This window comes from Nitrospirota bacterium (assembly GCA_016195565.1).
GTDB lineage: Bacteria > Nitrospirota > Thermodesulfovibrionia > Thermodesulfovibrionales > UBA1546 > UBA1546.
Window position 1 is genome coordinate 18,081 of record JACPZK010000028.1, and the last position, 26,488, is coordinate 44,568.

At 44.3% G+C, this 26,488-nt stretch carries 25 protein-coding genes and 1 tRNA gene; 20 read left to right on the forward strand and 6 right to left on the reverse strand.

The annotated features are described in order from the left end of the window. Positions 1 to 20: 20 nt before the first annotated feature. Positions 21 to 362: a DMT family protein gene (locus HY035_09150; GenBank protein ID MBI3378546.1), complete on the reverse strand. Its 342-nt coding sequence runs from the start codon at positions 360 to 362 to the stop codon at positions 21 to 23. Between the two features lie 154 nt (positions 363 to 516). Here HY035_09150 and HY035_09155 point away from each other — a divergent pair, with 154 nt between their 5' ends. The 6 genes from HY035_09155 to HY035_09180 are packed head-to-tail and all read left to right on the forward strand — an operon-like array spanning position 517 to position 6,349. Next, positions 517 to 1,047 carry a PadR family transcriptional regulator gene (locus HY035_09155; protein MBI3378547.1) on the forward strand — a complete coding sequence of 177 codons (531 nt, stop codon included), beginning with the start codon at positions 517 to 519 and terminating at the stop codon, positions 1,045 to 1,047. 13 nt (positions 1,048 to 1,060) lie between these two features. After that, the gene (locus HY035_09160) at positions 1,061 to 1,507 is read left to right on the forward strand and encodes a hypothetical protein (protein ID MBI3378548.1); all 447 of its coding nucleotides are present in this window, start codon (positions 1,061 to 1,063) and stop codon (positions 1,505 to 1,507) included. 1 nt (position 1,508) lies between these two features. Next, positions 1,509 to 2,195 carry an ABC transporter ATP-binding protein gene (locus HY035_09165; GenBank protein ID MBI3378549.1) on the forward strand — a complete coding sequence of 229 codons (687 nt, stop codon included), beginning with the start codon at positions 1,509 to 1,511 and terminating at the stop codon, positions 2,193 to 2,195. 12 nt (positions 2,196 to 2,207) lie between these two features. Next, positions 2,208 to 4,643 (forward strand): ABC transporter permease, encoded by a 2,436-nt coding sequence (locus tag HY035_09170; GenBank protein ID MBI3378550.1) that lies wholly within the window; start codon positions 2,208 to 2,210, stop codon positions 4,641 to 4,643. A 13-nt stretch (positions 4,644 to 4,656) separates the two neighbouring features. Continuing rightward, positions 4,657 to 4,845, forward strand: coding sequence for a hypothetical protein (locus tag HY035_09175; GenBank protein ID MBI3378551.1), 189 nt, complete (start codon positions 4,657 to 4,659; stop codon positions 4,843 to 4,845). 46 nt (positions 4,846 to 4,891) lie between these two features. Then, positions 4,892 to 6,349 (forward strand): NAD(P)/FAD-dependent oxidoreductase, encoded by a 1,458-nt coding sequence (locus HY035_09180; GenBank protein ID MBI3378552.1) that lies wholly within the window; start codon positions 4,892 to 4,894, stop codon positions 6,347 to 6,349. Positions 6,350 to 6,413: 64 nt separating this feature from the next. On the opposite strand, the gene HY035_09185 is transcribed toward HY035_09180, so the two are convergent. After that, complete coding sequence (locus HY035_09185; GenBank protein MBI3378553.1) at positions 6,414 to 6,623, reverse strand: methylenetetrahydrofolate reductase; 210 nt, start codon at positions 6,621 to 6,623, stop codon at positions 6,414 to 6,416. A gap of 89 nt (positions 6,624 to 6,712) precedes the next feature. On the opposite strand from HY035_09185, the gene HY035_09190 reads away from it, so the two are divergent. From HY035_09190 to ychF, 6 genes are all read left to right on the forward strand, one after another. Beyond that, positions 6,713 to 7,900, forward strand: a complete 1,188-nt coding sequence (locus tag HY035_09190; protein ID MBI3378554.1) for a threonine ammonia-lyase — start codon at positions 6,713 to 6,715, stop codon at positions 7,898 to 7,900. A gap of 172 nt (positions 7,901 to 8,072) precedes the next feature. Continuing rightward, complete coding sequence (locus HY035_09195; protein ID MBI3378555.1) at positions 8,073 to 9,014, forward strand: tetratricopeptide repeat protein; 942 nt, start codon at positions 8,073 to 8,075, stop codon at positions 9,012 to 9,014. Between the two features lie 189 nt (positions 9,015 to 9,203). Further along, positions 9,204 to 12,713, forward strand: coding sequence for a chromosome segregation protein SMC (gene smc / locus HY035_09200; protein MBI3378556.1), 3,510 nt, complete (start codon positions 9,204 to 9,206; stop codon positions 12,711 to 12,713). Continuing rightward, positions 12,713 to 13,294 (forward strand): Holliday junction branch migration protein RuvA, encoded by a 582-nt coding sequence (ruvA, locus tag HY035_09205; GenBank protein MBI3378557.1) that lies wholly within the window; start codon positions 12,713 to 12,715, stop codon positions 13,292 to 13,294. Before smc ends, ruvA begins: the two co-directional genes overlap by 1 nt. After that, positions 13,284 to 14,339, forward strand: a complete 1,056-nt coding sequence (gene ruvB, locus HY035_09210) for a Holliday junction branch migration DNA helicase RuvB (protein ID MBI3378558.1) — start codon at positions 13,284 to 13,286, stop codon at positions 14,337 to 14,339. Before ruvA ends, ruvB begins: the two co-directional genes overlap by 11 nt. Positions 14,340 to 14,370: 31 nt before the next feature. Further along, on the forward strand, positions 14,371 to 15,456 hold the full coding sequence (ychF, locus tag HY035_09215; GenBank protein ID MBI3378559.1) for a redox-regulated ATPase YchF: 1,086 nt from the start codon (positions 14,371 to 14,373) through the stop codon (positions 15,454 to 15,456). Here ychF and guaB read toward each other — a convergent pair whose 3' ends face one another. From guaB to HY035_09235, 4 genes are all read right to left on the reverse strand, one after another. Then, positions 15,457 to 16,917 carry an IMP dehydrogenase gene (gene guaB / locus HY035_09220; GenBank protein ID MBI3378560.1) on the reverse strand — a complete coding sequence of 487 codons (1,461 nt, stop codon included), beginning with the start codon at positions 16,915 to 16,917 and terminating at the stop codon, positions 15,457 to 15,459. A gap of 199 nt (positions 16,918 to 17,116) precedes the next feature. Next, entirely contained in the window at positions 17,117 to 17,452 is a 336-nt protein-coding gene (locus tag HY035_09225) for an SWIB/MDM2 domain-containing protein (protein MBI3378561.1), read from the reverse strand. Between the two features lie 151 nt (positions 17,453 to 17,603). Then, on the reverse strand, positions 17,604 to 18,266 hold the full coding sequence (locus HY035_09230) for an ABC transporter ATP-binding protein (protein ID MBI3378562.1): 663 nt from the start codon (positions 18,264 to 18,266) through the stop codon (positions 17,604 to 17,606). Positions 18,267 to 18,281: 15 nt separating this feature from the next. Next, complete coding sequence (locus tag HY035_09235; protein ID MBI3378563.1) at positions 18,282 to 19,499, reverse strand: lipoprotein-releasing ABC transporter permease subunit; 1,218 nt, start codon at positions 19,497 to 19,499, stop codon at positions 18,282 to 18,284. A 107-nt stretch (positions 19,500 to 19,606) separates the two neighbouring features. On the opposite strand from HY035_09235, the gene HY035_09240 reads away from it, so the two are divergent. The 8 genes from HY035_09240 (at position 19,607) to HY035_09275 (ending at position 26,383) form a co-directional block, all read left to right on the forward strand. Continuing rightward, complete coding sequence (locus tag HY035_09240) at positions 19,607 to 21,322, forward strand: tetratricopeptide repeat protein (protein ID MBI3378564.1); 1,716 nt, start codon at positions 19,607 to 19,609, stop codon at positions 21,320 to 21,322. Positions 21,323 to 21,478: 156 nt separating this feature from the next. Next, the gene (locus tag HY035_09245) at positions 21,479 to 22,345 is read left to right on the forward strand and encodes a 4-(cytidine 5'-diphospho)-2-C-methyl-D-erythritol kinase (GenBank protein MBI3378565.1); all 867 of its coding nucleotides are present in this window, start codon (positions 21,479 to 21,481) and stop codon (positions 22,343 to 22,345) included. 83 nt (positions 22,346 to 22,428) lie between these two features. After that, positions 22,429 to 22,500, forward strand: a tRNA-Gln gene (locus HY035_09250). A gap of 116 nt (positions 22,501 to 22,616) precedes the next feature. Continuing rightward, positions 22,617 to 23,558, forward strand: coding sequence for a ribose-phosphate pyrophosphokinase (locus tag HY035_09255; GenBank protein MBI3378566.1), 942 nt, complete (start codon positions 22,617 to 22,619; stop codon positions 23,556 to 23,558). A gap of 40 nt (positions 23,559 to 23,598) precedes the next feature. Beyond that, a complete protein-coding gene (locus HY035_09260) occupies positions 23,599 to 24,285 on the forward strand; it encodes a 50S ribosomal protein L25 (protein MBI3378567.1) in 687 nt (228 codons plus the stop codon). After that, positions 24,286 to 24,837 (forward strand): aminoacyl-tRNA hydrolase, encoded by a 552-nt coding sequence (locus HY035_09265; GenBank protein ID MBI3378568.1) that lies wholly within the window; start codon positions 24,286 to 24,288, stop codon positions 24,835 to 24,837. It begins immediately after the preceding gene. Between the two features lie 63 nt (positions 24,838 to 24,900). After that, the gene (locus tag HY035_09270; GenBank protein MBI3378569.1) at positions 24,901 to 25,128 is read left to right on the forward strand and encodes a DUF433 domain-containing protein; all 228 of its coding nucleotides are present in this window, start codon (positions 24,901 to 24,903) and stop codon (positions 25,126 to 25,128) included. Between the two features lie 328 nt (positions 25,129 to 25,456). Then, entirely contained in the window at positions 25,457 to 26,383 is a 927-nt protein-coding gene (locus HY035_09275; protein ID MBI3378570.1) for a hypothetical protein, read from the forward strand. Positions 26,384 to 26,488: the final 105 nt, after the last annotated feature.

A 26,488-nucleotide genomic window follows, 5' to 3' on the forward strand; every position in this document is an offset into this window, starting at 1 on the left:
TGGATGCCATCAAAAGTGTTTCAACCCTTGAATATGAAATAAACCGCGCCCATAAGGCAGAGTCCTGCCCAGAGGTAATTCATCTTAACAGGCTGGTCCATGTAAAAGACCGCAAAAGGAATAAAGACAGAGAGTGTTACGACTTCCTGAAGTATCTTAAGCTGTGAAAGGTTCATCTCAGTATATCCTATGCGGTTTGCCGGAACCTGAAGCAGGTATTCAACGGATGCTATGCTCCAGCTTGCCATCGCAGCTATATACCATGCCTTGTTGTTAAGGTTTTTCAGATGGGCATACCACGCAAATGTCATGAACACATTTGAAAGGATAAGCAGTAAAGTTGTTTTTGCAATAACCGGCATTCTTACACCTCTCTAAAAACGAAACTATTTTATTTTAACATGGATCGAGGAGGAGCATCGAGTAAGCTGAATTGCGCTTTGATATAAAATAGTACTTGACATACTATACAGGATAGTGATATACAGTATAGTATATCCATGAGGGAGGGAATTTATGTCAACAATCGATTTAATCATTCTGGGTTTTCTGTTAGACAGGCCGATGAATGCTTATGAGCTCGCTTCCTTTATAACTGAAAAACAAATTGGCCGATTTCTGAAAATTAGTGCTCCTGCTATATATAAAAGTTGTAAACGCCTTTATGCAGCTGGGTTTTTAGATGGAGAGGCGGTTAAGAAAAGCGGTCTGCCTGAAAAAACTGTTTACAGGATCAATAAAAAGGGGAGGGAAAGGTTTCTTGCCTTAATGGAACGTTTCTCATCGCATTTTGCGCCCTTCCTTTTAGATTGTAATGCTTTCATCTGGAACATTGAAAAGGTCGAAAAAAAACATGGCCTAAAAATGCTAAGGAATCTAAGGGATGAATTATCTGCTCTCAATCAATGGATCCCTCAGCATGAAAAAGAAGAATCTGACAATCTGTCTTTTGCAGCCAAGGCGATTATTAAACAATATCGCATGACAATTTCAGCGCTTCTCAGATGGAGTGAAGAGGTTATCATGGATTATAACAAATTAAAATAGGTGGAAATAAATTATGACTGATTTATTGCAAGAGACTAAACAAACAACGCCGATTGCCAAGCTGTTCTTGTTAAGCATTGCGCTTACGGTAATCCTGGCGTCCATAACTCATGCCTATGAGTTTGGACACCGCGCATTCATTGCCGGGTTTATCCTCATCTCTCTTCTTTGCGTTTTGAACATTATGTGTCGGCGTACGAGCAACAAGATCTTTCTCGTATTCTATGGATTACTCAATGCCTGGGTTATTATCGGGTTCGGTCTGTTCAACGGTTTTTGGAACCACGTGTTCAAAGTGTTTCTTAATTACCTGCACAACGGATATTTGCCGCCTTTTCTGGCGAAGCTTTTTATGACTCCTCAATTAGGGAGCTTCTTTTTTGAGGGTGTGGGGATGCTCACTTTCGTTGTGAGCATGTTTGCTGCGTATTACGGGTATAAATTCATCAAGGAGAAATGATATGTCAAATTTTATTCAGTTCAATCATGTTTCCAGGTGGTTCGAGTCGGCGTCAGGCCACTTTGACGCTCTGAAGAACATTGACCTCCATATCGAACAGGGGAAGCATGTGGCGATTGTCGGCAAGTCGGGGAGTGGCAAATCCACCCTGCTCAATATGTTGACAGGCATTGACCATCCCAGCCAGGGAACCGTCAAGATTAATTCCACCGATGTCCACACATTGAACGAAAGCCGCTTGGCAAAGTGGCGGGGAGAGAATGTCGGCATAGTCTTTCAGTTCTTTCAGCTTATTCCAACCCTCAGCATCCGGGAAAACCTGCTGCTGGCCATGGACTTCGTCGGTAGCATTCCAAAGAATGAGCGCAACAATCGGGCTGAGGCGCTGCTTGCGCAGGTAGGCATCTTGCAGCATGCAGACAAGCTGCCTGCCGCATTGTCCGGCGGGGAGCAGCAGCGGGCCGCCATTGCCCGCGCGCTGGCCAATGACCCGCCGATTCTGGTGGCGGACGAACCTACCGGGAATTTAGACAGCAAGACCACCGAGGCCATTCAAAGACTGTTTGCCGATCTGGTAAAAAACGGTAAAACGGTCATTGTGGTGACACACGAAAACATATCCAATTCTGAATACAGCCGTATCATATCGCTTAGCGACGGAGCGGTTGTAAGCGACAGAAAGAATTAACGGAAGGTTTATATGCATGCAGCCATTGTAATTATCATTGCGGCAGTCGTAGCTAAATTGAAAGGAATTATTCCCATGAACATGAAAGTTAGAAAAGTTATCGGCGATTTTCGGGTCAATCCGGGCCGCATAGTGCTTGTCATCTTTGCCTTAATAATCGGTCTCTGGGGAGTCGGGTCCATCCTTGTGTCGTATACAATCCTGAGTCGCGATCTAAATGAAAACTTTATCAGGATCAACCCTCTTCACGTTGCCATAACATCCAAAGATTTTAGTCGGCTGGATTTGGCGGCACTAAAAAACCGACCGGAGATTGAGACGGCTGAATTCAGGGATTTTGCCACGCTGAGGATCGAGACGCACCCGGATGACTGGATACCATTGTGGTTATTCGGCGTGGAAGATTTCAATAATTTTAATCTAGCGCGAATTTTTGACCAAAAAGGCAACAGTGGGACTACGACACCCGAAGACGGGGCTATGTTAATCGAACGTGACGGACTTCGCTTCTCTGATTTGAAGGCCGGTTCTCCTGCACGCGTTCGTGCAGGCGGCAGGGTCGTTGATGTTCCGGTTGCTGGCATCAGTTTTGATCCAGCCCAGTCGCCGGGCACACAAGACCACTTGATTTATGCGTATGTGAATAAAAAGACGTACTCGGAAATTACCGGCGAGGCAGCCAACCAGCGATTGATCATTCGTTTTAAGAATGTAAAAACAAAACAAGAAGTTCAGGCTGCCGCAGACGGTCTTGTTAATTATTTTAAATCTCTGGGTATAGCAGTTGATGCAGTTAAGATACCTAAATTTATGGAGCATCCCCACCAGTGGCAGTTAAACACCCTGCTGTTTATGGAGGGGAGCATCGGTTTCCTTGCGTTTTTTTTGGGCGCTGTGCTGGTTTCTCAATTAATAGCGGCTATCCTGGCTAAGCAAATACGGCAAATCGGCATTCTCAAGGCCATCGGTGCATCGCAGTTCAAAGTCTTTCAAATCTATTTGGCGATGGTATTGGTCTTAGGAGTTATATCCGGCGTGATTGCAATACCGCTTGCGGTCAAGTTTGGCTATGCATACGCTTACTTTGTGGCGGATGTCCTTAATTTCGAAGTCCTTACCACATCCCTGCCGCATCATTTGTATTTTTATCTCATAGCCGCGAGCCTGTTGCTGCCGGTCTTACTGTCCCTTCCGGCTATTTTAAAAGGGACGAGGATATCGGTCCGCGAAGCGTTAAGCGATTACGGCATTCAACAGGACGCGGTCGCGAAAAAGTCCAGGATCATTGATAAATTGCCGCTTCCGAGAAATCTCGTATTGGCCTTCGAGAATACCATGCGCCGCAAAAAACGTCTTGCGATTACGGTAGCTGCTATGGCCCTCGGCGTGGCGATTTTTAGCACAGGGTTCAATGTGCAGCAATCCCTCAATGACCTCCTGTCGGACGTGAACAACAGTATGAAACATGATGTCCAGGTGGTGTTGATCAACCAGATACCGAAAGAAGAGGCGCTGAAATATTTTAGCGGCATTGGCAACATAAGCCGGATAGAAACATGGAATGGCGGCCGCGGCGGAATGCAATCCATGGTCGTCTCAACGGATGCCGGAGTAGGAATCATCGCCCTTCCTTACAACAGTGATCTCCTTGCCTTCAGGTCCATCAATGGGCGCTGGCTGAGCGGTCCGACCGAGCCTGAGATAGTGATGAACCATGAGGCGGCAGAGATTTACGATAATCCGGCAATCGGCAGTTATCATACGTTGAGCGTCAGGGGGAACCAATTAAAGGCAAAGCTGGTCGGGATCGTTGAAGAACTTGAAAAGCCGAAGATTTATATGGCCCAGGAGCAGTATGATGCCTTCGCCAATCCGAACCACTATGTCAACAGCTTGATGTTTGTCGCCAAGGACAAAAGCTATGACAAGGTAATAGCCCTGAAAAAGGATATAGAGAAGGCGATTGAACCGTCCAACCTGCAAGTTCTCTATGTGATGATGCAGGCGGAGCGGGTAAAAATTATTTACGACCACTTGAAAATAATTTTCGTGACAATCGTTTTCTTTGCCTTGCTGGTGCTGGTTGTCAGCGCCATAGGAATGGCATCGGCCACGAGCATTAATATCATGGAGAGGACCCGTGAGATTGGCGTGCTGAGGGCAATCGGCGCCACTCCTAAAATCATCTACAATCTGTTTGTTGCCGAAGGAATGATAGTGAGCGTTATCAGTATTTTCTTTGGATTGTTATTATCGTGGCCGCTCAGTATTGTTGCTTCAAAGTTTTTCGGCAACTTAATGCTGGAAGTCGCGCTTCGTTATTCATTTAGCAAGATCGGCTTTGTGATAACCCTGATTGCAACTTTAATTTTCGGCTGGATAGCCAGCCGTATTCCGGCGCGCAGGGCAATTAAGGTATCGACCCGGGAAGCACTGACGTATGAGTAGACAGGAGGCGAATATGTCGCGGAGAGAGGGTAAAGAAAATATGCTTGTGATAGAAAAGTCCTGCTACCGGAAAAAAGAAAGCTTTCAATTAAGCATATCTGTCACAGGTGATGACCGTAAGGATGTTCTGAGCCCGGGGTACTGCAAAGGATTGCAGGGCATTGAACAGTTCTCACACGCACTTATCATTACTTTCGGTTAACTTTTTTCGTTGGGCTGCAACGAAAAAAATCAAGGAGGAAAATGCTGTGAGCAAAATTAACACTGTGGCAATTATCGGCGGTGGTGTGTCGGGATTATCTGCCGGCGGATTACTTTCTCAAAAAGGGATGAGGGTGAAACTCTTTGAAGCCAATGATAAGCTGGGTGGCTGCTGTGCCAACACTGACATTGATGGGTACACTTTTCACGATGGCGCCCTGTATCTGGCCTTTCCCGGGATCCTGGAGCATGTATTTGAGAGATTAGGCCTTGACCGATCTTCGCTCCTGCCGTTACGGAAAATAATCACCATGCAGACGACGACTTTACCAGACGGCACCGTTGTGTCTTTCGGCAACGGGCTTGAAGTGACAATCAGAAGGAAAGGCGAGGCGAAAGAGGGGCAGCTCCAAAAAGAACTTGACAGCATGCTGAAAAAGTGGGAGCCAGTTCGCCGTCTCTTTGCAGACGATATTCTTCGCCACCCGTTCTCATGGTCGCGGCTTATTGTAAAGGGGTGGCGTCATCTGCCCAAATTCCGCGGGTCAGTTGCCTCGGAGATAAATAATCTCTTCAGCGACGGGGCAGTTCGTTCTGCAATGTCAGGCGTGATGCTCTTTTCCGGCATGCCACCTCAGAAAACACCGGTTCTATCCATCTTGGGGCTTGTTGCTATGCTTACGGAGGGATTTTACCTGCCTGAGGGAGGCATGGGAAAAATACCCGAAGCACTAAGCCAGTCTTTAATGAATAATGGCGGTGAAATATTCCTCAATTCGAAGGCGGACAAAATTATCATCAAGAATGGCCGTGTTCATGGGTTGAAAGTTGATGGGCAAGGTCTGGTTGAGGTTGATGCCGTAATATCAACGGCAAGCGGTATGGCTACTTTCAGTTCACTCCTGAATGATGAGGATATACCAAATGGTATGCGACGAAAGGTGCAGAGTGCTCCGTTGTCACACAAAGCATTGGTCATACAGTTGGGACTATCAAACCTTGTAGATGTGCGCAGCCATTCCAACAGCATACTTCCAATGATAGATGACCAATACAAAGTGTTTATGCCAGATGAGGATGATGTGAAATGGCCTGTTTACACAGTGCCTACGGTTACCATGCCGGAGCTGGCGCCTCGTGGTGGAAGCATCATCGAGGTGTTTCCCCCCATACAACAGAATATTCCAGCGGATGATTGGGACACTCAAAAAAAGGAAAGAATAGTCATATCTGCGGTCAGGGCGCTTTCTCGCATACACGACCTTGATATCGCGGTGAAACGGGTGATAGGTCCAAAGGATTTTCAGGATAGAATGCACCTTTACAAAGGGGCGGTCTACGGATTGTCACCAACCGCTGATCTCCGGGCATATTTCCCGCACGATTCTCCAATCAGCGGACTATTTCAGGCGGGACAGACCACATATCCAGGTTATGGTGTAAGTTCTGTAGCAATGTCTGGTATTTTAGCGGCAGAAACAGTGATGAGAACGGAGATGATGTGACCCAAGTCGCGTCTATTGATGAGATGCAGAACCGCAGCGGCGAGTGACTTGGAGGAATGATATTTTACGCATCCTTGATGTCCGGCCTTGGGTAAAGCCCCGCCGCCTTGAGGATATCTGCAATTGCGGTTTCCCATTCAATGGCCTGGATATGCACACCCTTTACGCTGGGGGTCTCAAGGACCTGATGGATGAGCTCTACAGTTATCTTTATCCCTTCGGCCTCCTGCAGTTCACGCGCCCTTTCAATGCTTTTATAAAGTTCGCCTGCTATTTATGTATGAACCCCAAGCCGCCGCATGTTTAATAATACAGGCTATGTTTTTTTGAGACAAGCGCCTAATCTGATGATATAATTTACCTATGGTTAATCTGAAGGACCTTCAGGGTGCCCTTAAGAATATTCAGCCTTTCATCCACAAGACTCCTCTAATCTTTTCGAATTCATTCAGCAAACTTATTGACGCGGAGGTTTATCTTAAGGCGGAAAACCTTCAGAAGACAGGATCTTTTAAGGTGAGAGGCGCGTTCAATAAACTGACCGGCATCAAGGGCGGCAAGGTGATAACTGCGTCAATGGGCAATCATGCTCAGGGTGTTGCGTTTGCTGCAAATGCCCTCGGAATTCACGCCAAGATAGTCATGCCGGTAACATCTCCCATAGTAAAGCAGGAGGCGACAAAAAGCTATGGAGCAGAGGTTGTCCTTCACGGAGAAACTTTTAGCGACGCATTAGTCCATGCGCTTTCACAGAAAGATTATACGTTTATACATGCTTTTGATGATGAAAAGGTCATTGCAGGGCAGGGGACTGTCGGCATTGAGATTATAGAGGATTTAAAAGACATAGATTTTGTAATTATTCCTGTCGGAGGAGGCGGGCTTATCTCAGGCATAGCTGCTGCTGTTAAGGCATTGTCCCCACAAACAAGGATTATAGGCGTCCAGACAGAATCCGCAACATCAGCGTATGATTCGTTCAAGAGCAAAAAAATATCTGACAAGCTGCCCTCGCCAACACTCGCTGATGGAATCGCTGTAGGAAGGATAGGAGAAAAGGCATTTGAGATAATGAATAAATATGTTGATGAAGTGCTCCTCGTGAAAGAAGACTCAATTGCAATGGCAATACTGCTCTTTCTTGAACGGAAAAAACTTGTTGTTGAAGGAGCAGGCGCAGTGCCATTGGCAGCATTGATAGAAAATAAGGATAAATTTAAAGGCAGGAAAATAGTCCTTGTTGTCAGTGGCGGCAACATAGATTTCACGCTTATCGACAGGATAATCCACAAAGGGCTTGTATCAAGCGGAAGGATAGGGGTCTTTGAGGTTGTTGTTGATGACATTCCGGGAAGCCTGCATTACGTGACCGGAGTCATAGCGTCTCACAGGGGCAATGTGCTGAGTGTTGTCCATGACAGGCTTGCAGGCGATCTGTCTGTAGGCAAGACCAAAGTTGTATTCACAGTGGAGGTAAAAGGCAGGGAGCATCTGGATGAGATACTTTCTGACCTTGAGATAAAAGGGTTCGGAGTGAGAAGATATAAATGAGCGATTCTTCTCTGCACAGACAGAGAATGGGGATTAAGCAGAATATAATAGCTTGAAAAATTTTACAACTGGGATTATCCTATTACTGAGACACAGTGAAACAGGCATGATGCAGAATAACTGCTTATGCCGGATATAATTTAAAAATGCCTTATGGAACAAGGAGACGCTTATGAAAAAGCTTATTTTTATTGTCCTTATGGTTTTTGCCTTATCTGCTGTATATGACATAAGCTTTGCAGCGGAAAACTCAGAATATTCAAAGGCTCTTAAATATTACAACAGCAAAAAATTCAAAGAGGCTGTTGAGCTTTTAAAAGAGCAGGAGCAAAAGAATCCAACCCCGTCAGGCTATTACCTGCTTGGCTATTCGCTTTATAAGCTCGGAAAATTTGAAGAGGCTAATGAATACTTTAAAGAGGCATACCTGCTTGACCCTGATTTTTCGCTTGAAAAAGCCGGGCTGATAAAGAAAACGCCTGAGGCTAAACCTGAAGAGGCAGAAAAGCCGCCTGTCTCTGAAGCAAAGGAAAAGCAGCCTCAAAAACCTGAAGCTGCAAAAGATGCAAAGGAAAAATCGGCAACTGCCGCTGCGGAAAAGAAACCATCTGCACAAGAGCCACTGAAAGTTGAGCCGCAAAAAGTCGAGCCGTTAAAACCAATGCAGCCTCCTGCGGGATTCCCAACATTCCCGAAACCCGGGAAGGAAATGCCCGGAGTTTCTCCTCAGATGTTGACTGCTATGCTTGCAAGTTTCGGAATTGTCATACTTGCAATTGTTGCAATTTGGGTAGTCTATTATCTGCTCTGTCTGTTCCTTATCGCCAAAAAACTTGCCATCCCTGCGCCGTGGACAGCATGGATTCCAGTTGTCAACCTTTGGACTATCGTTACCTGTGCAGGAAAACCATGGTGGTGGATATTCCTTCTGTTCATCCCGCTCGCAAATTTTTTAATATACATATACCTCTGGATGTGCATATCGGAGAACCGCGGCAAAAGCAAGTGGTTAGGGCTCTTATTACTTATACCGCCTGCTGACCTTGTGCTTTACGGCATACTCGCATTTTCAAAGGGAGCGGAAAAGACAGGCATGATTGAAGACATGCCATAGTAAGAGTCAACCCCCTGAGCAGTAATAGTTAGAAATTATAAGCATCGTTCATGCTGCCTGTTGGTCAAAGACAGGCAGCATGCATATTCAGAAATAACAGCCCGATTTTACATTTGCCGCTCAAATAATAGGCTTGTCAGGAACATATTCTTAGGTTATACTACATAAAATTCGCTGCTAAATTTTCTTATGCGTATAGAAAAAATCGAACTCATAGGTTTCAAGTCTTTCTCCGAAAGAACTGCGTTTAATCTCCATCCCGGGATTACGTGCATAGTCGGGCCCAACGGCTGCGGGAAGAGCAATGTGGTGGATGCATTCCGCTGGGCCTTGGGCGAGCAGAGCGCAAAGAGCCTGAGGGGCGAAAAGATGGAGGAAGTGATATTCAACGGCTCTTCAACAAAAAAACCCAAAGGGATGGCAGAGGTAACGCTTGTTGTGTCAGGCATGGGAGACCCCACGCAGGACAATGGCAAGGACCCCCAGAACTTCACATCTGTTACAAGAAGGCTCTACAGATCCGGCGAAAGCGAGTATATGGCAAACAAATCCGTATGCCGGCTTAAAGACATAAAAGACCTGTTCCTCGACACAGGCCTGGAAGTGAAAAGTTACTCCATACTTGAACAGGACAGGATAGCAGCCATACTCAATTCCAAACCGCAGGACAGAAGGTTCATCATAGAGGAAGTAGCCGGCGTAATGAAATACAAAGTCAGGAAGACAGAGGCTCAGAATAAGCTTGAGGCGTCAAGATTAAACCTGCAGAGGATAAACGATATAGTCACAGAGGTGAAAAGGCAGATAAATGCGCTTGACAGGCAGGCCAAAAAGGCGGAGCGGTATAAAAAACTTTCGGCGGAGATGAGGACCATAGAACTCAAGCTTGCAAAGAGAGACCATCAGGCGTTAAGGGAATCTCTTGAGAGGATACTTGCAGAATATACTGCGCTTAAAGAGAATGAAGCCCTGAAGAAGGTTGAACTCACAAAGATTGAAAACATTTCAGAAACAAACCGGCTTGGCATTTTTGAAAAAGAAAAAGCCCTTGAAATAATACAGCAGGAATTCAGAGATGCGGAGAAGGCAATAGCGGAAACCGAAAGAGTAATCGCTGTGCTGAATACGGACAGGGACCATCTGAAAGAATATCTGGCAAAACTCTTTACTCAGAGAGAAGAGTTTGAAACTAAGAGAAATGAGTTGTCGGAAAAACTTGGCGAGCTGAACGGAACAGAGGCAAGACTTTCCGGTGATATGGAAGGACTTAAAGAGGAACTAAGGCTGAAAAATGAGCTTATTGAGTCGGTGGAAAACGAACTCTCGGAAAAAGAAAGCTCTGTAGATTCAAAGCGCAGAAATGTATTCAGCGCATCAGAGGAACTGAGCGCTCTCAGAAACGAGACAGGCAGGATGCAGACGTCTCTTGAGGCTCTGGAGCGTAAAGAAGCTTTGCTTATAAAAGACGCTGAGGATTCAAAGAAAGTTTTAGGCGAGATTGATTTATCAATCAGGGACGTGGAGGGTTCGCTCAGAGACAGAAACTCCGAGGCCCTTCTGCTCAGTGAAAAGAAGAGCGTCTATACCTCAGCGGTTTCCTCTCTAAGGGAGAAGATTGAACATCTCAGGGATGAGCTGTCAAAAACAAAAGAAGACCTTGCATCAAACATATCCCGCATGGGTTCCTTGAAGGAACTCGTGCTTGATGCGCCTACCCGCGAAATACTTCAGGAAGGGTCTAATCTCCATATTGTCACTTCGCTGTCGGATATACTCAATGTTGACTCAGAATATGAAAAGGCAGTTGAAAACGCCCTCTCAGAAAAAATAAATTCGCTTATACTCAAAACCCTTGCTGATATTGAAACCGCTGTTTCCACATTAAAGACAAAAGGCAGCGGCAGGATGTCCTTCATCCCGCTTGATTCCAGAATAATGGATGAGTCGTCTGACGTCCCTGCAGGCATAATCGGAAGGGCAGTAGATTTTGTGAAGGTTGATGCAGAATTTGCAGGCATAGCAAAAAATCTTCTAAGAAACATTTTCATTGTAAAAGACCTGAAGACAGCCATTGAACTTCATTCAACATTCAACATTCAACATTCAACAGTTTTTGTAACTCTTGACGGTGAGATTGTTGAGCCTTCGGGCGCAGTCATAGGCGGAGAAGGCAGAGGCGTTTTAAAGAGGAAAAGAGAGTTAAGGGAGATTGAAGAATTAATAGGCCAGAAAACAGATTTAATATCCAGAATGCAGGAAGACATCAACAGGCTCCAGCAGGAACTTTCAGAGAAGGAATCAGGTATAAAGGACCTTGAGGCTGCTATTGTTAATGCAGAAAAAGAGATGTCACTTTCAAAGCTTACCTCTGCAAACTATCAGGAAGAAAAAGAGAGGACAGACAGAAAACTTGCCTATCTTGCAATAGAAGTTGAAGAGATTATCAGGGAAAAGGAATCACTAAAAAGCATGATAGGCGAAAAGGAAAAAGCAATAAGGACGAGAGAAGCAGAAAAGAGCGCCATAGAAAAAGATATGACAGGCCTTTTGGAAGAGATAATCCAGCAGAAGATGAGATATGAAGAAGACCGTTCGCATATAACAGACCTCAGGCTGTCAATAACCGCTCATAAAGAAAAGATAGAGGCGGCGCAGAAAGAGATAGAAACAACAGGCAATGCTCTGGAAGAACTATCGCAGAAGGACAATTTACTGACTGAAGAGATGAAGTCTGTTGAGGAGCGCATCTCACAGAGAGAGGCAGAATCCGGAGAAAACGAAGAGAAAATAAAAGGCATGGTTTTAAATGCGGACAGGCTTAGGGATGACATATCTGTAAGGAAAGAGGCGCTTGAACAGGAAAACCAGCAGATGCTCTCATATGAGCAGGCAGTTAAGGCGCTCAGGCATGAGATAGACGCTCTCACATCTAAAGTCTCAAGTCTTGATGTGGAACGGGCAGAGCACAGGCTGAAGATTGAAAACCTTGCTGAAAATATAAGGCAGAATTACGGGACAGAAATAGATTCGCTTGAGACAGAGCCTATCTTGCCGGAAGACGAAGAGCGGCTGGCTGAACTCAAGCAAAAGATTCAGGAGCTCGGGCCGGTAAACCTCGGCACGCTTGAAGAGTATGAAGAATTAACCACAAGGTATGAGTTTCTGTCAAAACAGCAGGAAGACCTCAACAGGTCCATTGCCGAACTTGAAGAGGCGATAACAAAGATAAACAGCACAACAAGGAAAAAACTCAGAGAGGCATTTGAGGCGCTGAAGGTAAAGTTCTCGGAGGTCTTCCTCTCACTCTTTGGAGGCGGAAGGGCGGAACTCATTCTTACGGATGAAAATAATATTCTTGAAACAGGCATAGATATAATCGCACAGCCTCCCGGTAAAAAATTGCAGAACATAACCCTTCTTTCAGGCGGAGAAAAGGCGCTGACTGCGCTGTCTATTTTATTTGCAAGCTTCCTTATAAAACCGACTCCGCTCTGTATTCTTGATGAGGCGGATGCTCCGCTGGACGACTCCAATACCGGAAGATTCAGCAGAATGCTGAGAGAACTTTCAAGCAATATCCAGTTCATAGTGATAACGCATAACAGGGTGACCATGGAGGCATCCGACTACATCTACGGGATAACCATGGAAGAGCCGGGAGTGTCAAAGGTTATCTCAATGCAGCTTGCAGAGGCGTAATGATTGGTTCATTAAGAGGAAAGCTTATTTCAAGAAGGCCCGATAATGTCATCGTGGAAGCCGGCGGCGTGGGTTATCAGGTAAATGTCCCTTTAAGCATACTCTCTAATCTTCCGGCAGAAGGCAGCACAGTTTTTCTGAATATCTATACTCATGTGCGTGAAGACGCGCTACAGCTATACGGATTTGCAACCGAGGATGAAAAAAGGATATTCACAACCCTTCTCGGCGTAACAGGCATAGGCCCGAAGATGGCGTTAAACATACTCTCAGGAATATCGCATGATGATTTTATGCGCGCAATTGAAGAAGAAGATGTGGCCCTCCTGTGCCGGATACCCGGCCTTGGCAAGAAGACAGCGCACAGGTTAATACTTGAACTAAGAGAAAAACTCCCCCGTTTGGGAAAAGTTAGAGACAAGGTTTTTGAAGACACGCTTTCAGCTCTTGTTAATCTCGGATATAAAAAAGCAGAGGCGATAGAGTCGCTTGAGATGGCTTACAAAAAAGGGCATAAAGAGATAGAAACTTTAGTCAAAGAATCTTTAAAATATCTTACGGGTAATGCAAATGATTCGTAAAGACGACTCACCTCAGCGAGTCCCGACAAGTCGGGACAATCCCGAAAGGACATTAAATCCCGTCATAAAAGAGGAAGACTTAACCTATGAGCTAAATCTGCGGCCAAAGACATTCAATGATTTTGTCGGGCAGGAAAAGATAAAAGAAAATCTCGGAGTATTCATCACTGCTGCAAGGCAGAGGAATGAGCCGTTAGACCATGTTCTTTTCTGCGGGCCTCCGGGGCTTGGAAAGACGACCCTTGCAACGATAATTGCAAATGAGCTTAAAGTCAATATAAGGTCAACATCAGGCCCTGTGCTTGAAAGGCAGGGAGACCTCGCTGCAATACTTACAAACCTGTCAGACTTTGACATCCTCTTCATAGACGAGATACACCGGCTCCCGAGGATAGTGGAGGAGGTTCTTTATCCAGCAATGGAGGATTATCAGCTTGACATAATCATAGGGCAGGGGCCTAATGCAAGGACACTGAAGTTAAGCCTGCCAAAATTTACCTTAATAGGCGCAACAACAAGGACAGGGCTTCTTACATCCCCCTTAAGAGACAGATTCGGCGTGATAAACAGGCTTGGATTTTATGGGCACTCTGAACTTAAAAAAATCGTGCTGAGGTCTTCAGGGATTATCGGCATAGAGATTAAGGATGATGCCGCACTTGAGATTGCACTGCGCTCAAGAGGCACTCCAAGGATTGCAAACAGGCTTTTAAGAAGGATAAGGGATTTTGCGCAGGTGAAAGGAGACGGCGCAATTGATATGAAGATAACAAAGGACTCTCTTCTTGCCCTTGATGTTGATGAAAAGGGCCTTGATGACATAGACAGGAAACTCCTCTCTACAATTATAGAGAAATTCAGCGGCGGGCCGGTTGGCGTGGATACTCTTTCGGCGGCATTGAGAGAGGATAAAGAGACAATAGAGGATGTCTATGAGCCGTATCTCCTGCAGGAAGGGTTCCTTGAAAGAACTCCGAGAGGCAGATTTGCCACAAAGCATGCATACCAGCATCTCGGGATAAACATACCTAAGGGGCTTTTTTAAGAAGCAACTCCCCAATGAGAAAGGAAATCGGATGAAGATAGCAGTTACCGGACTTGCGAATTCAGGAAAGACGACAATCTTTAATGCCCTGACAGGCTTAAACCTTGAGACGACAATTTATCCCACTATTACGGCAGAGCCTCATCTCGGTGTTGTAAAAGTTCCTGATTCAAGGATTGAAAAACTGGCAGCGATTTATAAGCCGAAGAAAACTACATACGCGGCAGTAGAATATGTTGATTATATAGGCATTACAAAAGGCGATATTGAGCAGAACAAAAAGGTATCTGACCTCATAAAGGACGTTGACGCCATAGTCCATGTCATCAGGGGCTTTGAGGACGAATCCATAGTGCATCCGCTGGGGAATGTAAATCCTGCCCGCGATGCTGAGACTGTAGAGCTTGAGATGATTTTCGGAGATTTGGAACTTGTTGAAAAACGGCTTGAAAGGATGGAGCAGGGACAAAAAAGAGGCAAGAAGCCGGATGAAACAGAAAAGAAGATTCTTTTAAAGTGTAAAGAGGTTCTTGAAAAGGAGACGCCTCTCAGAGATATTGAATTCTCAGAGGAAGAACAAAAGACAATGAGGAATCTCCAGTTCATGTCAATAAAGCCTGTGGTTATTGTTTTAAATGTTTCGGAAAAAGATTTAAACTCTGAAAAAACTGCCGGAACAACTTCCGAACTTCAGAAATTCTTCAAAGGCAAACAGGTAAAAGTATTAAACCTCTGCGGCAAGATTGAGATGGAGATTGCGCAGTTGTCTCCGGAAGAGGCAAGTGCATTTCTTGATGACCTCGGTATCCATGAGCCTGCCTTGAACAGATTAATCCATGTCTCGTACGACCTCCTCGGCCTTATATCATTCCTTACAGTAGGAGAGGATGAGGTCAGGGCCTGGACGATAAAGAAAGGCACAGATGCGCAGAAGGCGGCAGGAAAGATTCATTCTGACATTGAGCGCGGATTCATAAGGGCGGAGGTTGTATCATTTGATGATTTCATATCACACGGCAGCATGTCTGCCGCGCGTGACAAAGGACTGCTGAGACTTGAAGGTAAAACTTACGAAGTAAAAGACGGGGATATAATCAATTTCAGATTTAATGTGTGACTACCACTCTGTTCTGTAATTCGGCGCTTCACGCGTGATGATAACGTCGTGGACGTGGCTTTCTCTGAGGCCTGCATTTGTAATTCTGAGGAACTTTGCCTTTTGCCTTAATTCATTCAGACTTTTGCATCCACAATAGCCCATTCCCGAACGGAGCCCGCCCATTAACTGATGCACGCTCTGTGAGAGAGGGCCTTTATTTGGAACTCTTCCTTCAACTCCTTCAGGAACGAGTTTTTTACTTTCAACTCCTGCCTGCTGGTATCTGTCCTTTGAGCCCTGCTCCATTGCGCCCAAAGAACCCATGCCCCTGTAAACTTTATAGCTTCTTCCCTGATAGAGGATTGTTTCGCCCGGTGATTCATCTGTCCCGGCAAAAAGACCGCCTATCATAACAGACTGCGCTCCTGCTGCAAGAGCCTTTGTTATATCTCCTGAATATTTTACGCCTCCGTCTGCAATGATGGGGACTCCGTATTTTTTTGCTATTGAATAGCAGTTAATTATAGCTGTAATCTGCGGAACTCCTGCACCTGCAACAATCCTCGTTGTGCAGATAGAGCCGGGGCCTATTCCAACCTTGATTGCATCAGCGCCTGCTTTTATTAAATCCAGCGTCCCTTCCTGAGTCCCGACATTTCCGGCAATGACTTCTATTCCGAATTTTTTCTTAACCTTCTTTAAGACCTCTATGACTGATTTTGTATGGCCGTGGGCTGTATCTATTGCAATCACATCTACGCCTGCCTTTACAAGAAGGCTTGCCCTGAAAATGGCATCCTCTCCTACGCCGATTGCTCCGCCAACCCTTAATCTTCCTAACTTATCCTTGCATGCATGAGGATACTTTCTTCTCTTCTCGATGTCTTTGATTGTTATAAGGCCTTTCAGGTTGAAATCTTTATCAACAATCGGCAGCTTCTCTATTTTGTATTTGTGGAGAAGCTCCTTTGCTTTCTCAAGGTTTGTTCCTATAGATGCTGTTATCAGATTTTTCTTTGTCATAACGTCAGAGACCTTTTTGCTAAACCCGGTCTCAAATTTTAAGTCCCTGTTTGTGAGTATCCCAACGAGTTTTCCTTTTACTGTAACAGGCACGCCTGATATCCTATATTTCTCCATCAGAGCCATTGCCTCTGAGATTGGCTCGTCAGGCGAGATTGTCACAGGGTCTATTATCATGCCGCTCTCTGATTTCTTTACCCTGTCCACTTCTGACGCCTGCCTCTGCGCAGACATGGCCCTGTGGATTATTCCGATTCCGCCTTCGCGCGCAATTGATATTGCAAGCTCTGATTCCGTGACCGTATCCATGGCAGCGCTGAGCAGGGGGATATTTATTTTTATCTTCTTTGTAAGGCTGGTAGATATGTCAGCGTCCATTGGAAGGATATCTGATTTCGCGGGTATAAGAAGCACGTCATCAAATGTTAAGCCTACAGGTATTTTCTGTTCTATCATCATATCTTGCCTCTGAAAAATTTCATACATTCTACCATTTCTGAGTGAAACAAGGCAATCAGGATATATTCCGATGCTAAAAAATAATGCGGGAGCAGAAAGAATAAAAAGGCAGGCAAATAAATCACTTTCACTGAGACGGAAAGTGATTTATTTGCCTGCCTCTAACTTAAACTAACAAAAATCGCTAATTTGATTCTTAGCTCATGTGTTTGCTGACCAGCTTGGTCATCTCAAACATTGAAACTTTGCCCTTGCCTCCGAATACCGCTTTCAGGTTTGCATCGGCATTTATCATCCTTCTGTTGACTTTGTCCTGAAGCCCGTTTTTCTTGATGTACTGCCAGAGTTTTTTGGTAACCTCTGTTCTTGGAATGGGCTTGTCTCCTACAACTAATGCGAGGGCGCTGCTGATCTTCATGGGCTTCATGAACGCAGCATTAGGTTTCCTCTTTGTCTTAGCCTTCTTTTTCTTTACGACTTTCTTTACAGCTTTCTTTACTGCTTTTTTCTTTGCTGCCTTTTTCTTAATCATACCTTACCTCCTCCTATAATTCTTAGCATCTTACTGATGCTATTGATACCAACTCTTAACTACCAAAATCCTACCAGACGCAACACATATTGTCAATAAGTTTTATCAATAAAATTTACCCCGTTAGAAGGGCAAGGTTTTCTAACGGGATTTACCTGAATTTTCCGTCAGCCATCTCAAGAATCCTGTGGCACTGTCTTGACAGAGATTCGTTATGCGTGACTATCACGAAAGTGATTCCTTTCTTTTCGTTGAGCTGCAGCAGAAGCTTGAAAAGTTCTTGGCCTGTATGGGTATCAAGATTTCCCGTTGGTTCGTCTGCGAATACGACCTTTGGTTCATTTATCAAGGCCCGTGCAACGGCAACGCGCTGCTGTTCGCCGCCGGAGAGTTCTCCCGGGTGATGGTTCTTTCGTTCAGATAACCCCAGTTCGCTTAAGAGCATTTCCGCTCTCTCTTTAATTTCTTCGTAACCAGACATGTTTATCAGCCCCGGCATTAATACATTCTCAATTGCTGTAAATTCAGGCAGAAGATGATGAAACTGGAAAACGAAGCCTATTGATTTATTCCTGAAACCGGCAAGTGAATAATCATCCAGAGAAAATACGTCCTTGTTTTCATATAGGACATTGCCTGATGTTGGTGTATCCAGCGTGCCCATGATGTGCAGAAGGGTGCTTTTCCCCGCGCCTGATACGCCGACTATTGCGGCCATCTCTCCCCGGCTTATAGAAAGGTCTATGCCGCTCAGAACCTTTACTTCGCCTGCAGGCAGGAAAAAAGATTTTTTTAATCCCCTTACTTCAATCATTTCTTGGTTTTATTTTCATTCATACCGCAGCGGTTCCACAGGGTTCAGTTTTGCCGCCTGCCATGCAGGGTAGATTGTTGCAAGAAAACTTATTGTCAATGCAGATAGAGATACAGCTATGAAATCAATGAGTTTCATTTTTATAGGCAGGTGGCTGAGATAATATACATCCGCAGGCAGTCTGATTACATTGTTAAACATATAGCCGAGTATGTATCCGCCGGCAATCCCGAGCAATGTGCCTGCAAGCCCTATGACAAGCCCCTGCAGCATAAAAATGGCCATAATGCCTTTTTTTGTGGCTCCCATTGCCTTGAGGATTGCTATCTCTCTGCTTTTTTCTATCACGTTCATTATAAGCGTGCCGACTATATTGAATGAGGCGACAAGAATTATTAGAACAAGTATGACAAACATCGCAAGTTTTTCAAGTTTCAGCGCTGAAAAAAGGTTCTTGTGCATCTGCATCCAGTCCCTCCCGTAATAGGGGAATGATAATGTTTTCTGAACCTGTTCCCTTACTTCCTCTGCCTTATACACATCCTTAACCTTGAGTTCTATGCCTGTTACGCTATTACCCATTCCGAAAAAATCTTGGGCATAAGAAAGTTCTGTGAGGACAAGGTTTGAATCGTATTCAAACATTCCTACCTCAAATATCGCAGCTACTCTGAACTGCTTAACTTTTGGCAGCATTCCCATAGGCCCGATTTCTCCGACAGCCGATATGATGTTTATTATGTCATTCCTGAAAACTCCGAGACTGCTCGCAAGCTCTTTCCCTATTACAATGCCCGGGATGCTGTCTTTGGATTTCAGGTCCTCAAGTTTTCCGTCTTTTATGTATTTGGCTATCTCTGTGGTATTTGCCTCAAGAGAAGGGTCTATTCCTCTTAGGAATACACCATGCGCCCTTTTGCCTGATGAAGACATGACCTGTCCGAGAACAAAGGGCGAGGCAGAGACAACCTCTTTTTCTCCGCTGACCTTCTCTAATACTTCTTTGTAGTCAGTCATAGCCCCTCTGTAGCTGAGCACTATAATATGCGCATTTACACCAAGTATTTTTCTCTGCAGGTCCTCATGAAAACCGCTCATAACTGAGAGGACAACAAGGAGCGCCATGACGCCGACTGCTACGCCGCCGACAGAAATTACCGTGTTAAGAGAAATCCCCTTATGTCTTTTTTTTGATTTAAGATAGCGGAATGCTATAAAAAAGTGATATGGCATATTTTTTCGCATGCAAATGAATATATCATGAATCAGCGGGTTTCAACAAGAATCAAATTTAATTACAGAACGTTGACCCCCTATAGTTTATGTGTCATAATAACAACGTGTATAGAAAAATCCTGTTAATACTGCCCGTCCTTTTTGTTTTTTCATGTGCGCCGATATTCCGTACAGAGCCTGCCGAATCTCCTGATATTCCAAGAGAGGCTTATTATCACTATATCCTTGGCTATGAGGCAGAACTTTCAGGCAAATGGGAAGACGCGCTGAATAACTATTCAAAGGCGCTTAAGATAGACCCTGCATCTCCCTACATCAGAACCCAGATAAGTTATGTGCTTCTGAGAACAGGCAAGATTCCTGATGCTATCGCAATGACAGAAGAGACTGTGAAGGCAAATCCTGATTATGTGCCCGCGCTTATGCTGCTTGGCGAGCTTTATAACAGCCAGAAAAATACAGACAAGGCAATACGGATTTTTGAGAAGGCGCTTAAACTTGATAACACACAGGCAGATGCATACCTTTTTCTGGGGGTTTTGTATGCTGCGGAAAAGCGGTATTCCGATGCAAAGGAAATTCTTGAGTCTTTTCTCAAAACAGACCCCGACAATGCTATGGGAATGTATTATCTCGGCCTCATAAATATGGACTTGGAGGATTATGATAAAGCGGCCGAATATTTCAGCAAGGTTGCGGAGGTAAGGCCGAATTTTGACGCCGCATACCTTAACCTCGGGGTGATAAGCGAACTTAAGGGAGATTTGAAACAGGCGGAGAAGCATTATAAAAAAAGCGTGGAGCTTAATCCGCATAATACGCTTGCGCAGGAGCGGCTTACGCAGCTTTATCTGAAGGATAAGACCGTTGACAAGGCCGTAGAGCAGCTCAGGAATATGAGCCTTCAGGAGCCGGCAAATCTTGATATACACAGAAGACTCGGATTCCTCTATATAGAAAGCAAGCAGTATGACAGGGCCATAGAAGAATTCAGGATTGTCCTTACAGCCAAGCCGGCGGATGTGCAGATCAGATACTACTTAGCTGTTACCCTTGAAGAATTGGAAAGATATAAAGAGGCGGCAGAGGAACTGAAAAAGATTATTGCCGTGGACCCAAAAAATATAGGGGCCTTCCTGCATCTCGGCTTTATCTATTCAAAAGAAGGGCAGCACACTGATGCGGTAAAGATGTATGAAGAGATACTGAGCTTTGAGAAAGGCAAGCCTGAAGTGTACGTATATCTCGGCGTCAGTTATATACAGTTAAAAGACTACAAAAAAGCAGAGGGAATATTCTCGGAAGGGCTGGGGCTTTTCCCGAACGATACTGAACTCCATTTCAATATGGCAGTGGCGTATGAAAAAACAGGCAGATTTGAAGAGATGGTGAAATATCTCAGGCGCACTATTGAGATAAATCCCGAACATGCCGACGCCCTGAATTACCTGGGATACAGTTACGCTGATAAAGGCATAAACCTTGAGGAAGCCCTTTCTCTTATACAGAAGGCGCTTAAGTTAAAACCTGACAACGGATATATGATTGACAGCCTGGGCTGGGTGTATTTCAAGATGGGCAAGCATGAGGAGGCTGTAAAGGCATTGCAGAAAGCCCAGAGCATAGTAAACAATGACCCTGTAATCTATGAACACCTTGGAGATGTCTACCTCTCTCAGGGCCTGAATAAAGATGCGCTGGATGCATGGGAGAACGCGCTGAAGTTCCACGAAAAAGAAGAGGGGCTTAAGGGAAGAGTAGAAAAGAAAATTCAAGATTTAAAATTAAAAATTCCCGCCCCAGGCGGGTCGCCGAGGTGACAAAATAAGTGAATTCCGTAATTTTAAATTTTGCATACGATAACTTTATTAGTCATTGCGAGTCCCGATAAAATCGGGGCGTGGCAATCTAATAATACAAAAAAGATTGCTTCATTTCATTCGCAATGACGATTTTCTGTATTTTATCCAATTAAAATGTTCACGCTTAAAACACCTGCAAAGATAAACTGGTTTCTGTCGGTTCTGGGAAAAAGAGAAGACGGCTATCATGAGATATTAAGCCTCATGCAGAGCATTTCCCTCTATGACTATCTTACTTTTGAACATTCTGACAGGATTGAGGTAATAACGGATGCCGACATATCTCTTGAGGAAAATCTCGTTTATAAGGCTGCGGTTCTCTTGAAGGAAAAGTTATCGGTCAATAAAGGGGCAGTCATAACATTAAAGAAAGATATCCCGGTATCTGCAGGCCTGGGCGGAGGAAGCAGCGATGCGGCATGCGCCCTTTCAGGGCTGAACAGGCTGTGGGAACTTGGGCTAAAGGATGAAGAATTAATAAAATTCGGAGGAATGCTGGGCTCTGACATCCCCTTCTTTTTTAAAGCCCCCGTCGCTGTGGTTACAGGAAGAGGCGAGATAGTCACAAAACTTGAAGCCGTCAGCAGACATATTATTGTCATTGTCAAACCTGCCCTCGGCGTATCATCAAAATGGGCCTATTCAGAGATGAGCAAGCTGCTTCAGGAGTTGACAAAGAGAGATAATAATATTAAACTTTTCTGTCATGCCCTTGAGAGGCAGGATTTTAAATCCATTGCCTTAATGATGAAAAATGATCTTGAACTTCCTGTGATAGGGGAGTTTCAGGTTATAGGGGAAATTAAGGACAGGCTGCTTGCCATGGGGGCAGAGGCTTCTCTTATGAGTGGAAGCGGGCCGACTGTCTTCGGTGTATTCAGCAGCAGGGAAAAAGCCGGGGATGCCGCAGAGGCGATGAAGCCGTGCTGGAGCAGGGTTGTCGAAACGCTAACCAGTGATGAGTTTAAAGTTGAGAGTTAAAAGTGAGATGAAATAATGGGTAGAATAATAATGTTTTTAACTGTTAATTTTTAACTTTAAACTATTAACTTTGAACCTGATGTTGGGGCGTCGACAAACGGCAAGTCAGGAGATTTTGGATCTCCCATATGGAGGTTCGAATCCTCCCGCCCCAGCTCAATTTTGCAGAGCAAAATCGAGAGTTAAGAGTTAAAAGTTAGTAGTTAAGAGTTTTAAAACTTTTCACTTTAAACTTTGAACTTTTAATTTGTAACTTTTGTATGGAGGAACAATGCCTAACGGCATAAAGCTTTTGACAGGAAATTCTAACAGGAAGCTCGCGGGAGAGGTTGCGGAATATCTCGGCATTCCTGTCTGTGATACGCTGATAACCACATTCAGCGACGGCGAGATCATGGTTCAAATAAACGAGAACGTAAGAGGCTCTGATATATTTGCGCTTCAGTCAACATGCACCCCTGTAAATGATAATATTGTAGAACTCCTGCTTCTCATTGACGCATTGAAAAGGGCTTCGGCAGGAAGGATAACCGCGGTTATCCCTTACTACGGGTATGCCAGGCAGGACAGAAAGGTTCAGCCGAGAGTCCCTATATCCTCAAAGCTTGTGGCTGACCTTATAACAGTGGCAGGCGCCAACAGGGTGCTGACAGTGGACCTCCATGCAGGACAGATACAGGGATTTTTCAATATACCTGTGGACCATCTTTATGCTTCGCCTGTTATCCTTGATTACATTAAAAAAAGCAATATTAAAGACATTGTTATAGTTTCACCTGATGCAGGAGGCGTGGAGAGGGCCAGGGCTTTTGCAAAGAGGCTAAGCGCATCACTGGCGATTATAGACAAGAGGCGCGAGAGGGCAAACGAGTCTCAGGTAATGAATGTAATAGGTGATGTAAAGGGAAAGAACACAATTATACTTGATGATATGATAGATACAGCAGGCACGATCGCTCAGGCTGCATCTGCGCTCAAGGAGAAGGGGGCAAAAAAGGTTCTGGCAGCATGCACACACGCTGTCCTTTCAGGGCCCGCGATAGACAGGATTAATAGCTCAGTTATAGAAGAACTGATTGTAACGAACACAATACAGCTTGACAGCAAGCAGGAGAAATGCAAAAAGCTCACAGTTCTGAGCATTGCGCCTCTGCTTGCCGAGGCAATAAAAAGGATTCATGAAGAATCTTCAATAAGTTCGCTTTTTGTATAACCCCCGATATTAACGGGGGATAAAGGAGGAAGAGGATAAGATGGAAAGGGCTACACTGAATGTGGAAAAAAGAGATAAAGCAGGGAAGGGCATTGCGAGGGCGCTGAGAAGACAGGGCTTGATACCTGCAATTATCTACAGGGGAGGCGGTTCACTGCCGATAGCGATCTCAAAAAAAGCTATGGCTGAATTTATTGACTCTACGGCAGGTGAACATACAGTTGTTAATCTTAAGTTTTCAGAAGGCGACAGCAAACTGGCTATTCTCAAGGAATATCAGACAGACCCCTTAAAGGGAGATATCCTGCATACGGATTTTTTTGAGATATCTCTTACGGAAAAGGTGACTGTGAATGTCCGTATTGTGACTCATGGAGAGCCGATAGGCGTGAAGCGTGACGGCGGCATCCTGCAGCATGTGCTCAGGGAAATAGAAATAACGTGCCTGCCTGATAAGATACCGGGGCATCTTGAGGCTGACATATCAAAGCTTGAGATAGGCCAGTCCATTCATGTTAAAGACATCCAGGTAGGAGAGGGAATAGAGGTTCTTACCACACCTGATGAAATTATTGTGAATATTGTTGCTCCTGCTGTTGAGAAAGAGCCTGAAGCGCCGGCTGAAGGCATTGTTGCTGCTGCGCCTGAGATAGTAGAGCCGGAAGTAATAAAGAAAGGCAAGAAAGAAGAAAAGGAAGCGGCAGAAGGGAAAGCAGAGAAAAAATAATTGTGGGCTATAATCGGACTCGGCAATTATGGAAGTAAGTATTCAAAGACCAGGCACAACCTCGGTTTCATTGTGTTGGAGGCTGTTGCTGAGTCCTTTGATATAACCTTACAGGAAAAGAAAGAATATATTGCAGGCAGAGGCTCTATGGCAGGACATGACGTTCTGCTCATAGAGCCTTTGACTTTTATGAACCTGAGCGGCATTGCCGTGAAAGATGTTCTCAGAAAATTTAATGTCACTTCTGAAAACCTGATAGTAATCCATGACGACCTTGACATGGACACAGGAAAGCTCAAGATAAAACGGAACGGCTCCGCAGGCGGGCACAGGGGCGTTGAGTCAATAATCCAGAGCATCGGCACAAAAGAATTTATCAGGGTCAAGATAGGGATAGGGAGGGAGACTGGAATATCTCCTGAAACCTATGTCCTCAAAAAATTCCGGAAAGACGAACTCCCCATAATCAAAGATGCCATTGAACGTGCAGTTGATGCTGTCACTGCGATTGTCTCAGGCGGCGCTGCAAAGGCGATGAATAAATTCAACTAAATTTTTGTGATTCAAATGGAAATATTTGGTATAATGAAATTAAGCAGTTTGGGAGGTAACATTATGAGGTTCACACGCATTACAATTGATACTGACAAGATGGGCGGAGTTCCCTGCATAAGAGGTTTGCGCATACCTATTGCAACAATTGTTGGTATGGTAGCGAATGGTATGACTGAAAAAGAAATCCTTGATGACTATCCCGATTTGGAACACGAAGATATACGTGAGGCTTTACTTTATGCCGCCGATGCTGTAAAAGAACGTCAGATACCTCTTGTCACCGCATGAATTTTCTTATAGACAATGCCCTTTCCCCTATCTCTTTGCTCCTAACTCATATTTCAGAAATAAAGGATGCATTGATTGCCGGAAGTATTGTTGTTTTTGAGGATAACAGAATTAGAATCAGAACGCTGCCGATAGGCTGAGATTCTTAATAATTTTAGCACTAACAGATTTTTTCGGCGGATTGAGGGAGAGGAGAGAGAGGCAGGCAGCTTTACATTTTATTTATAGATAGTTCGTATAATACGGGAAGTGTCCCTGTAATAAGCGAAGAAATATTAAAAACGGTGTGTCTCAATATTTATTAATGTAGACGCCTAAAATCGAACGTATGAAATATGAAAAAGAAGCACATGCTGTATGTTTAGGGGATTTGAAACAAGCTGCATTATATTTTGACCGTGTTTTTTATATACTTGCCAAGGACGAATTTTGCCATACAATACTTTTATCAAAAGCTTCTGGTGCTTTAAAATTTCACGAAATTGAATTTAAGAGTAAAACTCACGAACACGTTTTCTACGATCTCACATTTGGCAAAACACCGGCAAATAATCAAATTAATAAATATTTTCTCGAAAAATATCTTTTGTTGCCCATTTCGTTTCAATGTATTTTATTACAGAAAAAATTTGAGGGTGATAATTCGAAAGAGGCATTAGAAGAATTCAACAAAAATTCGTATGCCTATATGAAAACTCAAATAATTGAACATTATCTCAGCAACCCATTTATCCCCATTTTAGATAAAAAAGGGATGAACTTTCGTGATTTTTATTTATTGCTGATCAAAAGTATTGGTATAAACAACCCGCTAATTTTATTGCCATCTGTTTGTGGGAAAGAAATAAATGAGGATTCCGAAGATATTACTGTAAGTTTAAATAACCTTGCACTTATCGATACCAGCAAAGCAAGTTGGGATCAAATACTAGAAATAAGAAAAGATGAAAATGCAAGAAAAAAGCTTAGAAACCTTAGGTTGTTTTTTTATGAAAATTATCAGAATAAATCAAAAGAATTCATTGAGGACGACTTAAAAAAAATCGATGATTATAAAATAGCATGCAAAGATTATGGACTTCAAACATGCCTGTCAGCTATATCGGCCACCATGAATTCTAAAAATTTAGTTGCATCGTCAGTAGCAGGGTTATCAGCTGCTTTCTTTGGTGGGATACTGGCAGGGATTGGTACTGCTACAGCGATTGAACTTGGGAATGTTGTAGGGTTTGACGAAATTAGGAACAACTGGTAAGTTAGTCCTCCGGAAGGAGGAAGCAGATGGCAAGAAAGAAATGGAGCGCAGAAGAGAAGCAGAAAATGGTATTGGCAGGCTTGAGGAATGAGGCGTCAGTAGCAG

Coding starts and splice junctions, on each gene's coding strand:
- HY035_09150 (MBI3378546.1), bottom strand. CDS start 362: ATGCCGGTTATTGCAAAAACAACTTTACTGCTTATCCTTTCAAATGTG.
- HY035_09155 (MBI3378547.1), top strand. CDS start 517: ATGTCAACAATCGATTTAATCATTCTGGGTTTTCTGTTAGACAGGCCG.
- HY035_09160 (MBI3378548.1), top strand. CDS start 1,061: ATGACTGATTTATTGCAAGAGACTAAACAAACAACGCCGATTGCCAAG.
- HY035_09165 (MBI3378549.1), top strand. CDS start 1,509: ATGTCAAATTTTATTCAGTTCAATCATGTTTCCAGGTGGTTCGAGTCG.
- HY035_09170 (MBI3378550.1), top strand. CDS start 2,208: ATGCATGCAGCCATTGTAATTATCATTGCGGCAGTCGTAGCTAAATTG.
- HY035_09175 (MBI3378551.1), top strand. CDS start 4,657: ATGTCGCGGAGAGAGGGTAAAGAAAATATGCTTGTGATAGAAAAGTCC.
- HY035_09190 (MBI3378554.1), top strand. CDS start 6,713: ATGGTTAATCTGAAGGACCTTCAGGGTGCCCTTAAGAATATTCAGCCT.
- HY035_09195 (MBI3378555.1), top strand. CDS start 8,073: ATGAAAAAGCTTATTTTTATTGTCCTTATGGTTTTTGCCTTATCTGCT.
- smc (MBI3378556.1), top strand. CDS start 9,204: ATGCGTATAGAAAAAATCGAACTCATAGGTTTCAAGTCTTTCTCCGAA.
- ruvA (MBI3378557.1), top strand. CDS start 12,713: ATGATTGGTTCATTAAGAGGAAAGCTTATTTCAAGAAGGCCCGATAAT.
- ruvB (MBI3378558.1), top strand. CDS start 13,284: ATGATTCGTAAAGACGACTCACCTCAGCGAGTCCCGACAAGTCGGGAC.
- ychF (MBI3378559.1), top strand. CDS start 14,371: ATGAAGATAGCAGTTACCGGACTTGCGAATTCAGGAAAGACGACAATC.
- guaB (MBI3378560.1), bottom strand. CDS start 16,917: ATGATAGAACAGAAAATACCTGTAGGCTTAACATTTGATGACGTGCTT.
- HY035_09225 (MBI3378561.1), bottom strand. CDS start 17,452: ATGATTAAGAAAAAGGCAGCAAAGAAAAAAGCAGTAAAGAAAGCTGTA.
- HY035_09230 (MBI3378562.1), bottom strand. CDS start 18,266: ATGATTGAAGTAAGGGGATTAAAAAAATCTTTTTTCCTGCCTGCAGGC.
- HY035_09235 (MBI3378563.1), bottom strand. CDS start 19,499: ATGCCATATCACTTTTTTATAGCATTCCGCTATCTTAAATCAAAAAAA.
- HY035_09245 (MBI3378565.1), top strand. CDS start 21,479: ATGTTCACGCTTAAAACACCTGCAAAGATAAACTGGTTTCTGTCGGTT.
- HY035_09255 (MBI3378566.1), top strand. CDS start 22,617: ATGCCTAACGGCATAAAGCTTTTGACAGGAAATTCTAACAGGAAGCTC.
- HY035_09260 (MBI3378567.1), top strand. CDS start 23,599: ATGGAAAGGGCTACACTGAATGTGGAAAAAAGAGATAAAGCAGGGAAG.
- HY035_09270 (MBI3378569.1), top strand. CDS start 24,901: ATGAGGTTCACACGCATTACAATTGATACTGACAAGATGGGCGGAGTT.
- HY035_09275 (MBI3378570.1), top strand. CDS start 25,457: ATGAAATATGAAAAAGAAGCACATGCTGTATGTTTAGGGGATTTGAAA.